This window comes from Clostridium polyendosporum (genome assembly GCF_018332455.1).
GTDB classification, from domain to species: domain Bacteria; phylum Bacillota; class Clostridia; order Clostridiales; family Clostridiaceae; genus Clostridium_AY; species Clostridium_AY polyendosporum.
On the sequence record NZ_BOPZ01000001.1, the window covers coordinates 223,650 to 237,532 of the forward strand.

The following is a 13,883-nucleotide window of genomic DNA, read 5'->3' on the forward strand; positions in this document are numbered from 1 at the left end:
AACCTCAATAATAAAGAAGTAAAATTTAATAAATATTAAAGCTCATAGATACAATACTATGAGCTTCTTTTATGTTTAAAAATATAAAATTTGTTTATTGCAAATCCAATTATTCCAGTAGCCATGGCACCTAAAAGAACGCAAATATTACCCCATATACGTCTGTCTAATCCAAAAGGTCTGTGAATGGTAAGATTAGCTATCATTACCGCATCTAAAAAAGATAGAAATGCCAAAAGAGTAATATATTGAAAATATGAGGATGGTTTTCCTTTTGTTTTAAAGGTAAAATTCTTGTTTAATAAATAACCAGTAGTTGAGTAAATTGCAAAGGAAACTATTTTAAATAAATAATTAATTTTCCCAGCATAGTGTCCTGTTATTGCCCAAAACAAATTGAAAACTATTATATCAATAAGTACATTGCTAGTGCCGATCATTGTATAGGTAATGAATTGTACTAATGAATTAATAGAGTACTTTTTTTCTGTAATCATTTGTAACACTCCTAGTAATAATCTTATGTTAAATATACCTTTTTTTTCATTATAATGCAAGTTTACTATAATTATAAATGAACTCATTGATTAGAGGGGATAACTGAAGGAGGTATATATAGTTGTTTTTATAGGTTGGTACGGAAAAACAATATAGAAATTATAGTATAAAAATAGATGGTATTTATTATCCCGAGGGGGAAATCATATTAAAAGAAATGTAAATAAGTTATTTTTTAAGGAACTATTAATAGAATAAATAGATTTAATTATTAATATGTTTAGAAAAGATTGTAAAGTTTTATGGAATTTCTTACTATATTAATAAGAACTTTTAAATTATACAAAAGGAGTGAAGTTAATGAAGCTAGATATTAATAATATTTATAATGGATTTAAGTTAATAGAAGAAAGAGAACTTAAGGAGATAAATGCTAAGGGGTATGTTTTTGAACATGAAAAAAATGGAGCAAGACTTATAAAAATTCTAAATGATGATGATAATAAGGTATTTTCAATAGGTTTTAGAACACCACCTACTGATAGTACTGGACTTCCTCATATTTTAGAGCATTCAGTTTTATGTGGATCAAGGAAGTTTGATACTAAAGAGCCTTTTGTTGAGCTCTTGAAAGGATCGCTAAACACCTTTTTAAATGCAATGACTTTTCCGGATAAAACCATATATCCAGTAGCGTCAAGAAATGAAAAGGACTTTTTTAACCTTATGGATGTTTATCTTGATGCAGTTCTATATCCAAACATATATAAGTACCCAGAAATTTTCATGCAGGAAGGTTGGTATTATAACTTAGAGAGTAAAAATGAGGAGTTAACCTATAATGGAGTTGTTTATAATGAAATGAAGGGTGCATATTCTTCTCCAGACTCATTGCTTTATAGAAATGTACCAAAAACATTGTTTCCAAATACAGCATATAGAGAATCTTCTGGTGGAGATCCAGAGGTAATTCCAGAGTTGACTTATGAAAATTTTATTGCATTTCATAAAAAATATTATCATCCTTCTAACAGTTATATCCTTCTATACGGTAATGGTGATTTAACTAAAGAACTTCAATTTATAAATGATAACTATTTAAAGGATTTTGATAGGATAAATGTAGATTCAGCAATAAAAACTGAAAAGCCCTTTAGTGCTATTAAAGAGCATGAATTCGTTTATGGAATTTCTGAAGATGATAGTTTAGAAAATAAGACTTATTTGAATCTAAACTTTGTTGTAGGGGAAGCAAAAGATAGTGAGCTTTACTTGGCATTTGAGATTCTTACTCATCTTCTTTTAAAGACACCTGCTGCCCCTATAAAGAAAGCTCTTTTAGATAAGGGAATTGGAAAAGCAATAAGTGGCGAGTTTAACTGTTCAATAAAGCAGCCTATCTTTACTATCATAGCTAAAAACTGCAATCTGGAGCAAAAGGAAGAGTTCAAGGAGGTTGTATTTTCAACCTTTAGGGATCTCGTAGAAAAGGGAATAAATAAGGAGCTTATAGAGGCTTCTATAAATAAAACTGAATTTGAACTAAGAGAAGGAGACTTTGAAGGCTATCCAAAGGGATTGGTTTACTATATAAGAATGATGGATAGTTGGCTATATGAAGGAGATCCATTTAGTAACCTTCAATATAATAAGTTATTTGATAAGATTAAGGAAGCTTTAAAAACTAACTATTTTGAACAGCTGATTGAAAAGTATATATTAAATAATTCACATTCGTCTTTAGTAGTGCTAAAACCAGAAAAAGGGGCAAATGAAAAGAAAGCAGCTCAATTAAAAGAAAAACTTAACAGTATAAAAGCCTCACTTTCGGAAAAAGAACTTGAAGAAATTATAGAAAAGGGTAAAAAGCTTAAAGAAAGACAGAGTACACCAGATTCACCAGAAAAGTTAGCTGTAATACCGCTACTTTCTTTAAGTGATATAGATAAAAAAGCAGAGGTGCTTCCACTTGAGGTAAAAGAAGAAGATAGAGTAAAAATACTATATCATCAGCTAGCTACTAACAAAATAGGTTATTTAAATTTATATTTTAATACAAAGGCTGTACCACAATCTTTAATTCATTATATCAGATTGTTGTCAGATGTTCTTGGAAAGATTAGTACTTCAAGCTATAACTATGGAACTTTATCAAACCAGATCAATATACACACTGGAGGTATAAATTATAATCCCATGAGTTACTCAATAAGTGGAAAACAAGGAGAATTTAATCCTTATTTCATTGTTAATGCGAAAGCTCTTATGAGTAATCTAAAAAAGGCTGGAGAGCTTATAGCGGAAATAATTAAAAATTCTAATTTTGATGATGATAAGAGATTGTTCCAACTTATAAAAGAAATAAAAGCAAGGATAGAAGGAAGACTTATCGATAACGGACATAGAATAGCATTAAGAAAGGTTTTATCCTATAGCTCATCTAAGGGTGCATATGATGAAGAGTTATTAGGATTAAGTTATTATAATTTCTTGAGCAAGCTAGAAATGGAATTTGAAGAAAAGAAAGAAGAAGTAATTTCTAATTTAAAGAATACAGTTCAATGTATTTTTAATAAGAATAATATAATAGTAAGTTTCTCTTGTGATAAAGAGGAATATATGAATATTAAAGAAGTTCTTCCTATAATACTTAGTTCATTAGGTAGCGATAAGGTAAGCTATAAACAGTATAACTTTAACCTTGGGCATAAAAATGAAGGACTTTTAACTCAAGGAAATGTACAGTATGTAGCTAAGGGCGGAAACTATTTAGATGATGGCTATAAATATAGTGGAGGATTAAATATCCTTGAAAGTATTTTGGGCTTTGACTATCTATGGAACAATGTAAGAGTTAAGGGTGGAGCTTATGGAGTATTTGCAAACTTCAGGAGAGACGGAGGAGCCTATATTGTGTCCTACAGAGATCCTAATATTAAAGAAACACTAAAAGTTTATGATGGAGTAGAAAATTACCTAAATCAGTTTGAAGCTGATGAAAGAGAAATGAGTAAATATATAATAGGTACAATAAGAAAGCTTGACCATCCACTAACCAATAGCATGAAAGGTGAAGTATCTGCAAGTTACTATTTAAGTAATATCACTCAAGATGACTTACAAAAAGAGAGAGAAGAAGTGCTTTCTGTAGAGGTTAATACTATAAAAGCTTTTGCTCCGTTGGCAAGAGATTTGATGAAGCAGAATTATATCTGTGTTCTTGGCAATGAAGGTAAGCTTAAGGAAAATACTGATGTATTTAATGAGTTAAAGAAGGTTATAGAATAAACGAATCAAAAAGCTATAGATGCTGTCCATAAAGTTATTTGGACAGCTCTTTTTATTATGCTCATTTATAATAAGGTACATTTTCCAGAAAGATAGATACTTGACACCACAATTTAACAAGAGTTATAATTATTTCGTACACGAAATATATGTATACGAAATATAATTTATTGTTATTTTACCAAGTAAATTATTTTAAGAAGGTGAACAAATGAAGGAAGTGAAGAAAAGTTTAGAGGTAGCAAAACTTCTTAGCGAAGTTGCTATGCTTTTAAAACAAAGTATGACTAAGGGATTTGAGGAGTTTGGTATTACTGCCCCTCAGGGCATGGTGATTGGAACCTTAAGTCGGTTTGGAAAGATGAAAATAAGTGAATTAAGTGACAAACTTAGTTTATCAAACAGTACTATATCAGGCATTGTTGACAGATTAGAGAATCAGGAAATTGTTGAGAGGATAAGAAGTAAGGAAGATAGAAGAGTTGTATATGTAAGTCTATCTCCTAAATTTGAAGAAATGCATAATGGCTTTCATAGGAGAGCAGAAGAAAAGATTGAAAAAATAATGAGTAAGGGTACTCCAGAGGACCTTAATAAAATAATGGATGGACTTAATACTCTCAAAAGACTTTTGAGTGATTAAAGATATATAAGTTCAATCCTTAATTCAATATGGATTTATATATTTTTTAATAAATTAATAAATTAATTTTAACAGCATTAACTAACAGGAGAGGATAATTTATGTTTAAATTAGCTAAATATTTGAAGCCATTTATTGGTTTGATTTTTGTCTCAATAATACTGTTATTTGTTCAGGCGATGTGCGACCTTTCATTACCTGACTATATGTCTAATATAGTAAATAAGGGTATCCAACAAAACGGTATTATAAATTCTGTACCAGAGGCAGTAAGGCAAAGTCAAATGGATAAATTAACATTATTTATGAATTCAGAGGATAAAGAAGAGGTTATTAACAATTATACATTGATTAATAAATCAAGTGAAAATTATAATAAGTACGTTAAAGATTATCCAACTCTAGAGAAAGAGCCTATTTACGTATTAAATGATGTTGATAAATCAGAAATTGATAAGATGAATCCTGTAATGGGCAAAGCTTTCCTTGCGGTTTCTGGAATTGAAAAGATGAAAGCTGATGCAAAGGATGGAGTAATTTCTTTAAATGGGATGAAAGTTCCAGCTAATACAGATCTATTTGCTATTTTAGCAAAGCTACCTATGGAACAGCGTTCAAAGATAACTGAGGATATAGACAAGAAATTTACTGCTTTAGGTGACAACATGATTAATCAGGCTGCTGCCAATTCAATTAAAGCTGAGTATGCTACATTAGGAATGGATACAGATAAAATACAAAGTAATTATATACTTAAAGCGGGAGCGGTTATGCTTCTTTTGTCATTAGTAAGTGCAGTAGCTACTGTTTTTGTGGGCTTTTTAGCATCAAAAACTGCTGCAGGCATGTCTCGAAATTTGCGTAGAGATGTATTTACAAAGGTTGAGAGCTTCTCAAGTACAGAATTTGATAAATTCTCTACTGCTTCACTGATAACAAGAACTACTAATGATATTACGCAAATTCAGACTACTATTGTTATGATGATAAGAATGGTAATATATGCACCAATTATGGGGGTAGGTGGAGTTCTTAAGGCTATTAACAAGAGTTCATCTATGTCTTGGATTATTGCGCTGGCTGTAATAGTTCTTTTAGTTTTGATTGGAACTATATTTTGGGTTGCACTTCCAAAATTTAAGTTGATTCAGAAACTTGTTGACAGATTAAATTTGGTTACTCGTGAAAATCTTTCAGGAATGATGGTAATAAGAGCTTTCAATACTCAGAAGTTCGAAGAAGAGAGATTCGATAAGGCAAACAATGAGCTCACAGGGACAAATCTCTTTGTAAATAGAGTAATGTCAGTAATGTTCCCATTAATGATGCTCATAATGAATGGTGTTACAGTGCTAATTGTTTGGGTGGGTGCACATAGAATTGCAGATTCAAGCATGCAAGTAGGAGATATGATGGCATTTATGCAATATGCTATGCAAATTATATTCGCATTTTTAATGATGTCTATGATGTTTATTATGATACCAAGAGCCTCTGTATCAGCACAGAGAATTGCTGAGGTTTTAGAGATAAGTCCTACTATTTTAGACCCAGAACAGCCTAAGCATTTTAATAAAGATGTTAAAGGTGTAGTTGAATTTAGGGATGTATCCTTTAGATATCCTGGTGCAGAGGAAGATGTGCTTAAGGAGATAAGCTTTAAAGCTTTACCAGGTCAAACAACGGCATTTATTGGTTCTACTGGTGCTGGTAAGTCAACCATTATAAACTTGCTTCCACGCTTTTATGATGTAACAAATGGACAAATTCTTATTGATGGAGTTGATATAAGAGAAGTTACACAGCATGAGTTGAGAACTCAAATTGGCTATGTGCCTCAGAAAGGTTCCCTATTTAAAGGTACTATTGAATCTAATTTAAAATATGCTGATGAAAATGTAGCAGATGATGATATAAAGAAAGCGGCAGAAATTGCACAAGCCATGGAGTTTATCAATGAAAAGCCAGAGGGTTTTAGAAGTGAAATTTCACAGGGCGGGACAAATGTTTCAGGAGGACAGAAACAGAGGTTATCAATTGCCCGCGCTATTGTGAAGAAACCTAAGATTTATATATTTGATGATAGTTTCTCTGCTCTCGACTTTAAGACAGATGCAGTATTAAGAAAAGAACTTAAAGACCAAACAGCCTCAAGTACAGTTCTCATCGTTGCTCAGCGTATTTCAACAATTAGGAATGCTGAGCAGATAATAGTTCTTGATGAAGGAAGGATAGTTGGAATGGGAACTCATGAGGAACTTATGAAAGATTGCTCAACTTATCAGGAAATTGCTTTATCACAGCTCTCAAAGGAGGAATTAGCATGAGTGAAAATAATAAAAGATTAACACCTTCTCCTAAGAGGGACAGAGGAGGATTCATGGGTGGCCATAGTGGTCCAGGTGGTATGATACATGGTGGTGAAAGGGCACGTGACTTCAAAGGCACCATGAAAAAGCTTATCGAGTATCTAAGTGTTTATAAATTATCAATAAGTATTGTATTCATATTTGCTGCTGCTAGTGCCGTATTTTCTATAGTAGGACCTAAAATTTTAGGTAAAGCTACAACAAAGTTATTTGAAGGTGTTATGGCAAAAATCGCTGGTACAGGCAATATAGATTTTGATTATATTGAAAAAATAATTCTTATAATTGCAGGTTTATATATAATCAGTGCATTATTTGGCTACATTCAAGGTTGGATAATGTCTGGTGTATCAATGAAAGTAAGTTATAACTTACGAAAGGAGATTTCAGAAAAGATTAACCGTATGCCACTTAGGTATTTTGATGGCACAAATCACGGTGAGGTATTATCACGTGTTACTAATGACGTTGATACTCTTAGCCAGACACTTAACCAAAGCTTAGGTCAAATCATTACATCAGTTACAACTGTAATCGGTGTTTTAGTTATGATGGTCAGCATAAGCGGATTGATGACTCTGGTTGCACTGTGTATGCTGCCTGTGTCCATGATGTTTATCATATTTATAGCAAAGAAATCTCAGAAATACTTTAAAGAGCAGCAGGATTATTTAGGACACCTAAATGGCCATGTGGAAGAGATGTATGGAGGCCATATTGTAATGAAAGCCTTTAACGGTGAGAAAAAGAGTGTTAATCAGTTTGATGAACTGAACAATAAACTTTTTGGTGTGGCATGGAAGTCACAGTTTTTAACAAGTATTATGATGCCTGTGATGTTCTTTGTAGGTAATTTAGGCTATGTGGCAGTATGTATTTTAGGAGGATGGCTTGCCGCTAAAAAAACTATTGAAGTTGGTGATATTCAGGCCTTTATTCAATATGTACGTTCTTTTACACAGCCGATTTCACAGCTTGCTAATATATCTAATATACTACAACAAACTGCTGCTTCAGCAGAACGTGTATTTGAGTTTTTAGCAGAGGAAGAGGAAGTCATTGAAGCTTCTAATCCTGTGAAACTTGAAAGAGTTGAGGGGAAGGTTGAATTTAAGAATGTTCACTTTGGATATAAACCTGATAAAATAATTGTAAATGACTTTTCAGCTTCTATTAAAACAGGACAAAAGGTTGCAATTGTTGGTCCTACTGGGGCAGGTAAAACTACCATGGTTAAACTCTTAATGCGTTTCTACGATGTAAACCAGGGTACAATCATGATTGATGATAATGATATAAGAGGATTTACTCGTAGTGATTTACGTTCAATGTTCGGTATGGTTTTACAAGATACTTGGCTTTATAATGATTCTATTATGGAAAATATTCGATATGGCCGTCTTGATGCAACTGATGAAGAGGTTATTGCTGCAGCAAAGGCAGCGCATGTTGATAGTTTTGTGCATACTTTACCAGATGGTTATAATATGATGCTGAATGAGGAATCTTCAAACATATCACAAGGACAAAAGCAGCTTATAACTATTGCTCGTGCAATACTTGCAGATCCTTCAATCTTAATTCTTGATGAAGCTACAAGCAGTGTTGACACAAGAACAGAGGTTTATATACAAAAGGCTATGACCAACCTTATGAAAGGAAGAACAAGTTTTGTTATAGCTCATAGATTATCTACAATTCGTGATGCTGATTTAATACTTGTTATGAATCACGGAGATATTGTTGAACAGGGGAGTCATAAGGAACTTCTTGAAAAAGGCGGTTTCTATGCAGAACTTTATAACAGTCAGTTTACTCACGCTGTATAATGGAATAACTATTGATTTGAACAAATAGAATAGTAATATGGATTAAAAGTTTTAATTTTGTCAGTCTGCTGGTAAGGATATCTTGCCAGCATTCCTTATGTATTAATATGGATTTATTATTAATATAGTGATAAAATATAAAGCATTAATGCGGTTTTAGAGGTAGACAGGATCATATTTTTACTTATTTCAGATCTAAATTATTGGTTTTCGGAGGTAATTGGATTTGTTATTATTGCATATTATTTTATAAAGCTAATTAAAAATAAAAAATGAAGTGTTTTATTAAATAAGAAAATTATAGACTGGATGTATCTTATGGGGGGAAATAAAATGGAAAATACAAGTATAAACAAAGCTGTAAAAGCTTCTCTTTTTCTAGCAATTGCAATAATATTTCAGATTTTAGGTAGAAATATTCCTCAAATAAATCAATTTCTTGTTGGACCTGTAGTTAATGCAGTTTTAATTCTAACAGTGTATATATGTGATACAAAGTGGGGAGTATTAACAGGGATTTTAACACCGGTATTAGCTTGGTTTGTAGGACAACTTCTTACTCCGCTGGCACCATTTATTCCGTTCATAGCTATAGGTAATGCTATATATGTTATATTTTTTGGAGGTCTAAAAAAATACAAGTTTGGAATATATATATCAATTATCAGTGGTTCATTTGCTAAGTTTATATTTTTATCTTTTGCATCATCTAATTTAGTACACTTATTTAAATTAAATATTCCAGAAAAATATTTAGATAAGTTAGTTATATCTATGGGAGTTCCTCAGCTTATAACTGGGATAATAGGCGGAATAATATCAGCAATCTTAATACAAATTTTGCTAAAGAGAAAAATAATACATACATTTTAATATAAAAATAAAAAAAATTTTAATCTAAAATTAAAGCTATATTAGTTTTTATAACTTTTATAGTTTTTTTTATTTGGAAACACTTTATAAAATGAAATAAGACTAAAACTGAGTAGGTTCCGTGTCAGTTTAGTTTTAGCTTGATTTGGGTATTTGTACAAACTGATTAAAATATAAATGTTAGAGATATAATTGATTTATTTTAATGAACATACAATGTGTAGTAAGGTTACTGTACTTTGATATTAATAATGGGTTAAACAATTTACCATACTAGTAGGAGAGACTTATTCTATTTTTATAATATCATATCTATTTATAAGTATTTTCCAATAGGTAAGAATAATTTCATAGAGTGCTATTTTTTCACTCTAAATATTAGAATATTTTTAATTGTCGAATGAAAAATTATAAATATTTATATATAATTAAATAGTATTGCATTATAGTGTGTTATTATTTAGGAGGCATAATCATGACAAAAAGAATATATATATTTGATACTACTTTAAGAGACGGAGAACAAACCCCAGGGGTGAGTTTAAATATAAGTGAAAAATTAGAGATTGCAAAGCAGCTTAAAATACTAGGTGTAGATATTATTGAGGCAGGTTTTCCATTTGCTTCTAAGGGTGACTTTAATTCAGTAAAATCCATTGCTCAAAACGTTAAAGGGCCCGTTATTGTAGCCTTAGCTAGAGCTACGAAAGAGGATATAGAAGCAGCTTGGAAAGCTGTTAAATATGCTGAAAATCCTAGAATACATGTTTTTATAGCTACGTCAGATATTCATATGAGGAATAATTTAAAAATGAAGCCTAAAGTAGTGTTAGAAACAGCTTATAATATGGTTAAGTATGCTAAAGATTTATGTACAAGTGTTGAATTTTCTCCTGAGGATGCAACAAGAACCAGACCGGATTTTTTATATAAGGTACTTGAAGCAGTTATAGATGCAGGAGCAGATGTAGTAAATATACCTGACACTGTAGGATATTCGACACCTGGAGAATTTGGAGCGTTTATTAAGAAGATTAAAGAAAATGTACCTAATATAGAAAAAGCAATTTTAAGTGTTCATTGTCACAATGATTTGGGATTGGCAGTAGCTAATTCCTTAGCGGCAATTGAAAATGGAGCTCAACAGGTAGAATGTTCAATAAATGGTTTAGGAGAAAGAGCTGGTAATGCTGCACTAGAAGAAATAGTTATGACGCTTAAAACTCGTGGTGATCATTTTAAATGTCATACAGATATTGCTACCGAACATATAGCAAGAACCAGTAATATGGTAAGTCATCTAACGGGTGTGAAAGTTCAAAGTAATAAGGCTATTGTAGGAACAAATGCTTTTGCTCAAGAGTTAAGTATTCATAAGGAGGAGGTTATAAATTATAAGGAAACTTATGAGATTATGACTTCAGAATCTATAGGTTTGAAGAAGGATTCGATAATTCTTAGTAAATATTCAGATAGACATGATTTTGAACAGCGTTTAAAAGAGCTTGGCTATGATAATATGGAAATAAGCAAGATAAATGAAGCTTATGGAAAATTTAAGGCTCTAGCAGATAAGAAAAACGCTATTTCTGATGAAGACATAGAAGCTTTAGTTAATGAAGAAATGTTTCAAGTGCCACAAACATTTAAGCTTGAATATCTTCAGGTTACCAGTGGGAATAGCATAATTTCTACTTCAACGGTTAAAGTTCGTACTAAGCAAATTACTATTGATGAAGCTGCTTGTGGGGATGGACCTGTAGATGCTACCTTTAAAGCTATTGAAAAAGCTACAGGTATAAGTGTTAATTTAAAAGATTATTTCTTAGATGCAATAGGTAGTGGGAAGGATGCTTTAGGAGAAGTTACTGTTAAGATAGAAAAGGATAATAGGGTGTTTTCTGCCAAAGGAATAAGTACAGATGTTGTTGAAGCTAGTGCAAAAGCTTTTATGAATGCTATAAATAAAATGTATTATTATATTAATCTTATAGATAATTAAAAATTAATATCGTTATAATGGATAAACTAAACCTATATCTTAAATTATTAGGATATAGGTTTAGTTTTTACATATATTCTATTTTACCTTTAATAAAATAAACTGGTTTTAAAGAGAGTTTTTCAGCTATGAATTTTGCTTGTTCAAAGTTTATTCCTATATCCTCAGGTTTATGGGCATCAGAACCAATGGTAATATATTTTCCACCTAGTTCCTTATATCTTGAATATATAGTTATCATACTGTCAAAAGCCATTTTGTCATGTAACCTTCGGGTGTTAAGCTCTAGAACTATATCTTTTTTTATTAATGCTTTAAAAACTTCATCAAAGTAATCAGGAAAATCATTATAATAAAGTTCTTTATCCTCAAAGGGTGCATAACGACAAATATAATCTATATGTCCTAAGGAATGAAAACAATCATATAGTTTTATATTTGACAGCATAGCTTTTAAATATTTTTCATAAGATTGTTTTTTATCTTTTTCAAAGGCAAAAAATTCTGCATAGATATCTTTTCCTTCAACAGCATGAATTGAACCTATTATGTAATCTAGTTTAGTATAATTCTCAGCAGTTTCTACATTTTCATTAAAGCAAGATTCACTAAGTCCCATCTCAAGACCTATAAAGTAATTTTCACTTCTATATTGAGTATAGGCTTCTATGTAAGATGATATATCAACACGGAACAGATTCTCATCAGGGTATTCATAATCAAGGTGTTCTGTAGTTAGTAAACCTAATCCTAAGTGTTTAGTTTTTTTTAGGGCTTCCTTTATATTCATTTTGCTGTCTGAAGAAAAGGATGTATGAACATGAGTATCAAAGTACATAAAAAATCCCTCCTTTTTCGTAAAAAATTATATCATAGTTTAATGTGTTTCAGTAAGTGAAATCTGGCTCAAATTTAGAAAAAGTATTAAAAGATGAGCATATCTTATTTTTAATCAAAGAGGTGTTAAGAATGGAACGTTACGTTATAGTTTGTCTTATAAATGGAGAAGCTTTAAAGTTTCATGAGCAATTAGTTAATACTGTGTGTGATAAGTTCAAGGTTATGCCTCAAAGACTACCAGGACATTTTACTATAAAAGCTCCGTTTGAAATAGAAGATGTTAGTGAAATTGAAGAACTAACAAATAGTTTTTGTAGTCAACATTTAAAATCAACAATAAAGTTAGAAGGATACGGACATTTTAGAGAAGATGTTATTTTTATGGATATAATTCCCTCAGAAGAAGCAATTAAGATACATGATGAATATATAGAACTACTTGATACGATTAATGGTCTCACCTGGAGTAAAAATGAGGGTAAGGGAAGAAAGTTTCATTGCACAGTAGTATCAAAACGAATAAGAGAGAAATATAATGATATTTGGAATTATGTAAAAAGATATCCTTATTCATTTAATTGTTATTTTGATAATATATCTATTTTAATTTGGGAGAAGAATAAACGAATATGGGTAACTTATAGAAGCTATAAACTTAAATAAATTTACGATTACAAAAATAAAACATATTAAAAGATCTGTTTCATAACGAACCAGATCTTTTATTTTTTAAAAATTTTTTTATTTTTTTGCAACCTTTTGGGGTTTATTTCGTCTAATATATGAAGACATTTTTTAACAATTATTTATTTTGCATATATAAGTATAGGAGGGGTTATTATCACAGAACATATGTTTTACAAAATTACAAGCAGATATAAAATGGGAGGGGTAAAGATGATTAATGAATTAATAATTAAAGCAAAAGATGGAGATAAAGCTGCACAGGAGGATATTATAATAAAATTTACTCCACTTGTTTATAAACTTTCATTAAGTTATTATATTGCTGGTTTTGATGAGGAAGATTTAAGGCAGTTTGGGTATCTATCTATAATAAAAGCTATAAAAAGTTTTGATATAAATAGAAAGGTTAACTTTACAGCTTATGTGAAGTGGGCTATAACTAAGAATTTTTATTATGAAATTAGAAAAGCTGCTAAGAGGAATGGTGAGGGGAGTTTAAATAATGCTAATGAAGAGGGAATAGAGTATATTGAGATGATTTCCTCAGATTTTGATCTCGAGAATTGCTGTATAGAAAACCTTATGGTTAACAAGCTTAGAAAAGTTATTAATATATTAACTGCTGAGGAAAAAGAGTTAATTTACTATGTTTATAGAGAAAAAAGTGGAGGGCTTACCCAGTACTCTAAAGAAAAGAATATTAAATATTCAAAATGTCTACAGTTTCGTAATGAAATATTAGCCAAGCTAAAAAAAGAACTGATTTCTAAATGAACTAATTTTGCAAAAAATCACAATTGTAAATTATATGTAGTAAGTTTTTAGTTTAGAATAAATACTGAGACTACTCAATT

General features: G+C 30.8%; 10 protein-coding genes. 8 read left to right on the top strand and 2 right to left on the bottom strand.

The window, feature by feature from the left end; genetic code table 11:
- Positions 1-56: 56 nt before the first annotated feature.
- Positions 57-497 carry a GtrA family protein gene (locus CPJCM30710_RS00940; protein WP_212902287.1) on the bottom strand — a complete coding sequence of 147 codons (441 nt, stop codon included), beginning with the start codon at positions 495-497 and terminating at the stop codon, positions 57-59.
- A 361-nt stretch (positions 498-858) separates the two neighbouring features.
- Here CPJCM30710_RS00940 and CPJCM30710_RS00945 point away from each other — a divergent pair, with 361 nt between their 5' ends.
- From CPJCM30710_RS00945 to CPJCM30710_RS00970, 6 genes are all read left to right on the top strand, one after another.
- Positions 859-3,786: an insulinase family protein gene (locus CPJCM30710_RS00945; RefSeq protein WP_212902288.1), complete on the top strand. Its 2,928-nt coding sequence runs from the start codon at positions 859-861 to the stop codon at positions 3,784-3,786.
- Positions 3,787-3,997: 211 nt separating this feature from the next.
- Positions 3,998-4,429, top strand: coding sequence for a MarR family winged helix-turn-helix transcriptional regulator (locus CPJCM30710_RS00950; protein ID WP_212902289.1), 432 nt, complete (start codon positions 3,998-4,000; stop codon positions 4,427-4,429).
- Between the two features lie 101 nt (positions 4,430-4,530).
- The gene (locus CPJCM30710_RS00955; protein ID WP_212902290.1) at positions 4,531-6,756 is read left to right on the top strand and encodes an ABC transporter ATP-binding protein; all 2,226 of its coding nucleotides are present in this window, start codon (positions 4,531-4,533) and stop codon (positions 6,754-6,756) included.
- Complete coding sequence (locus tag CPJCM30710_RS00960) at positions 6,753-8,627, top strand: ABC transporter ATP-binding protein (RefSeq protein ID WP_212902291.1); 1,875 nt, start codon at positions 6,753-6,755, stop codon at positions 8,625-8,627. The genes CPJCM30710_RS00955 and CPJCM30710_RS00960 overlap by 4 nt, the downstream gene beginning before the upstream one ends.
- A 333-nt stretch (positions 8,628-8,960) precedes the next feature.
- The gene (locus CPJCM30710_RS00965; RefSeq protein WP_212902292.1) at positions 8,961-9,500 is read left to right on the top strand and encodes an ECF transporter S component; all 540 of its coding nucleotides are present in this window, start codon (positions 8,961-8,963) and stop codon (positions 9,498-9,500) included.
- Between the two features lie 475 nt (positions 9,501-9,975).
- Positions 9,976-11,502: a 2-isopropylmalate synthase gene (locus CPJCM30710_RS00970; protein WP_212902293.1), complete on the top strand. Its 1,527-nt coding sequence runs from the start codon at positions 9,976-9,978 to the stop codon at positions 11,500-11,502.
- Positions 11,503-11,569: 67 nt separating this feature from the next.
- On the opposite strand, the gene CPJCM30710_RS00975 is transcribed toward CPJCM30710_RS00970, so the two are convergent.
- Entirely contained in the window at positions 11,570-12,340 is a 771-nt protein-coding gene (locus CPJCM30710_RS00975) for a histidinol phosphate phosphatase (RefSeq protein ID WP_212902294.1), read from the bottom strand.
- A gap of 131 nt (positions 12,341-12,471) precedes the next feature.
- On the opposite strand from CPJCM30710_RS00975, the gene CPJCM30710_RS00980 reads away from it, so the two are divergent.
- Complete coding sequence (locus CPJCM30710_RS00980; protein ID WP_212902295.1) at positions 12,472-13,005, top strand: 2'-5' RNA ligase family protein; 534 nt, start codon at positions 12,472-12,474, stop codon at positions 13,003-13,005.
- A 234-nt stretch (positions 13,006-13,239) separates the two neighbouring features.
- Positions 13,240-13,803, top strand: coding sequence for a sigma-70 family RNA polymerase sigma factor (locus CPJCM30710_RS00985; protein WP_212902296.1), 564 nt, complete (start codon positions 13,240-13,242; stop codon positions 13,801-13,803).
- Positions 13,804-13,883: the final 80 nt, after the last annotated feature.

Coding starts and splice junctions, on each gene's coding strand:
- CPJCM30710_RS00940 (WP_212902287.1), bottom strand. CDS start 497: ATGATTACAGAAAAAAAGTACTCTATTAATTCATTAGTACAATTCATT.
- CPJCM30710_RS00945 (WP_212902288.1), top strand. CDS start 859: ATGAAGCTAGATATTAATAATATTTATAATGGATTTAAGTTAATAGAA.
- CPJCM30710_RS00950 (WP_212902289.1), top strand. CDS start 3,998: ATGAAGGAAGTGAAGAAAAGTTTAGAGGTAGCAAAACTTCTTAGCGAA.
- CPJCM30710_RS00955 (WP_212902290.1), top strand. CDS start 4,531: ATGTTTAAATTAGCTAAATATTTGAAGCCATTTATTGGTTTGATTTTT.
- CPJCM30710_RS00960 (WP_212902291.1), top strand. CDS start 6,753: ATGAGTGAAAATAATAAAAGATTAACACCTTCTCCTAAGAGGGACAGA.
- CPJCM30710_RS00965 (WP_212902292.1), top strand. CDS start 8,961: ATGGAAAATACAAGTATAAACAAAGCTGTAAAAGCTTCTCTTTTTCTA.
- CPJCM30710_RS00970 (WP_212902293.1), top strand. CDS start 9,976: ATGACAAAAAGAATATATATATTTGATACTACTTTAAGAGACGGAGAA.
- CPJCM30710_RS00975 (WP_212902294.1), bottom strand. CDS start 12,340: ATGTACTTTGATACTCATGTTCATACATCCTTTTCTTCAGACAGCAAA.
- CPJCM30710_RS00980 (WP_212902295.1), top strand. CDS start 12,472: ATGGAACGTTACGTTATAGTTTGTCTTATAAATGGAGAAGCTTTAAAG.
- CPJCM30710_RS00985 (WP_212902296.1), top strand. CDS start 13,240: ATGATTAATGAATTAATAATTAAAGCAAAAGATGGAGATAAAGCTGCA.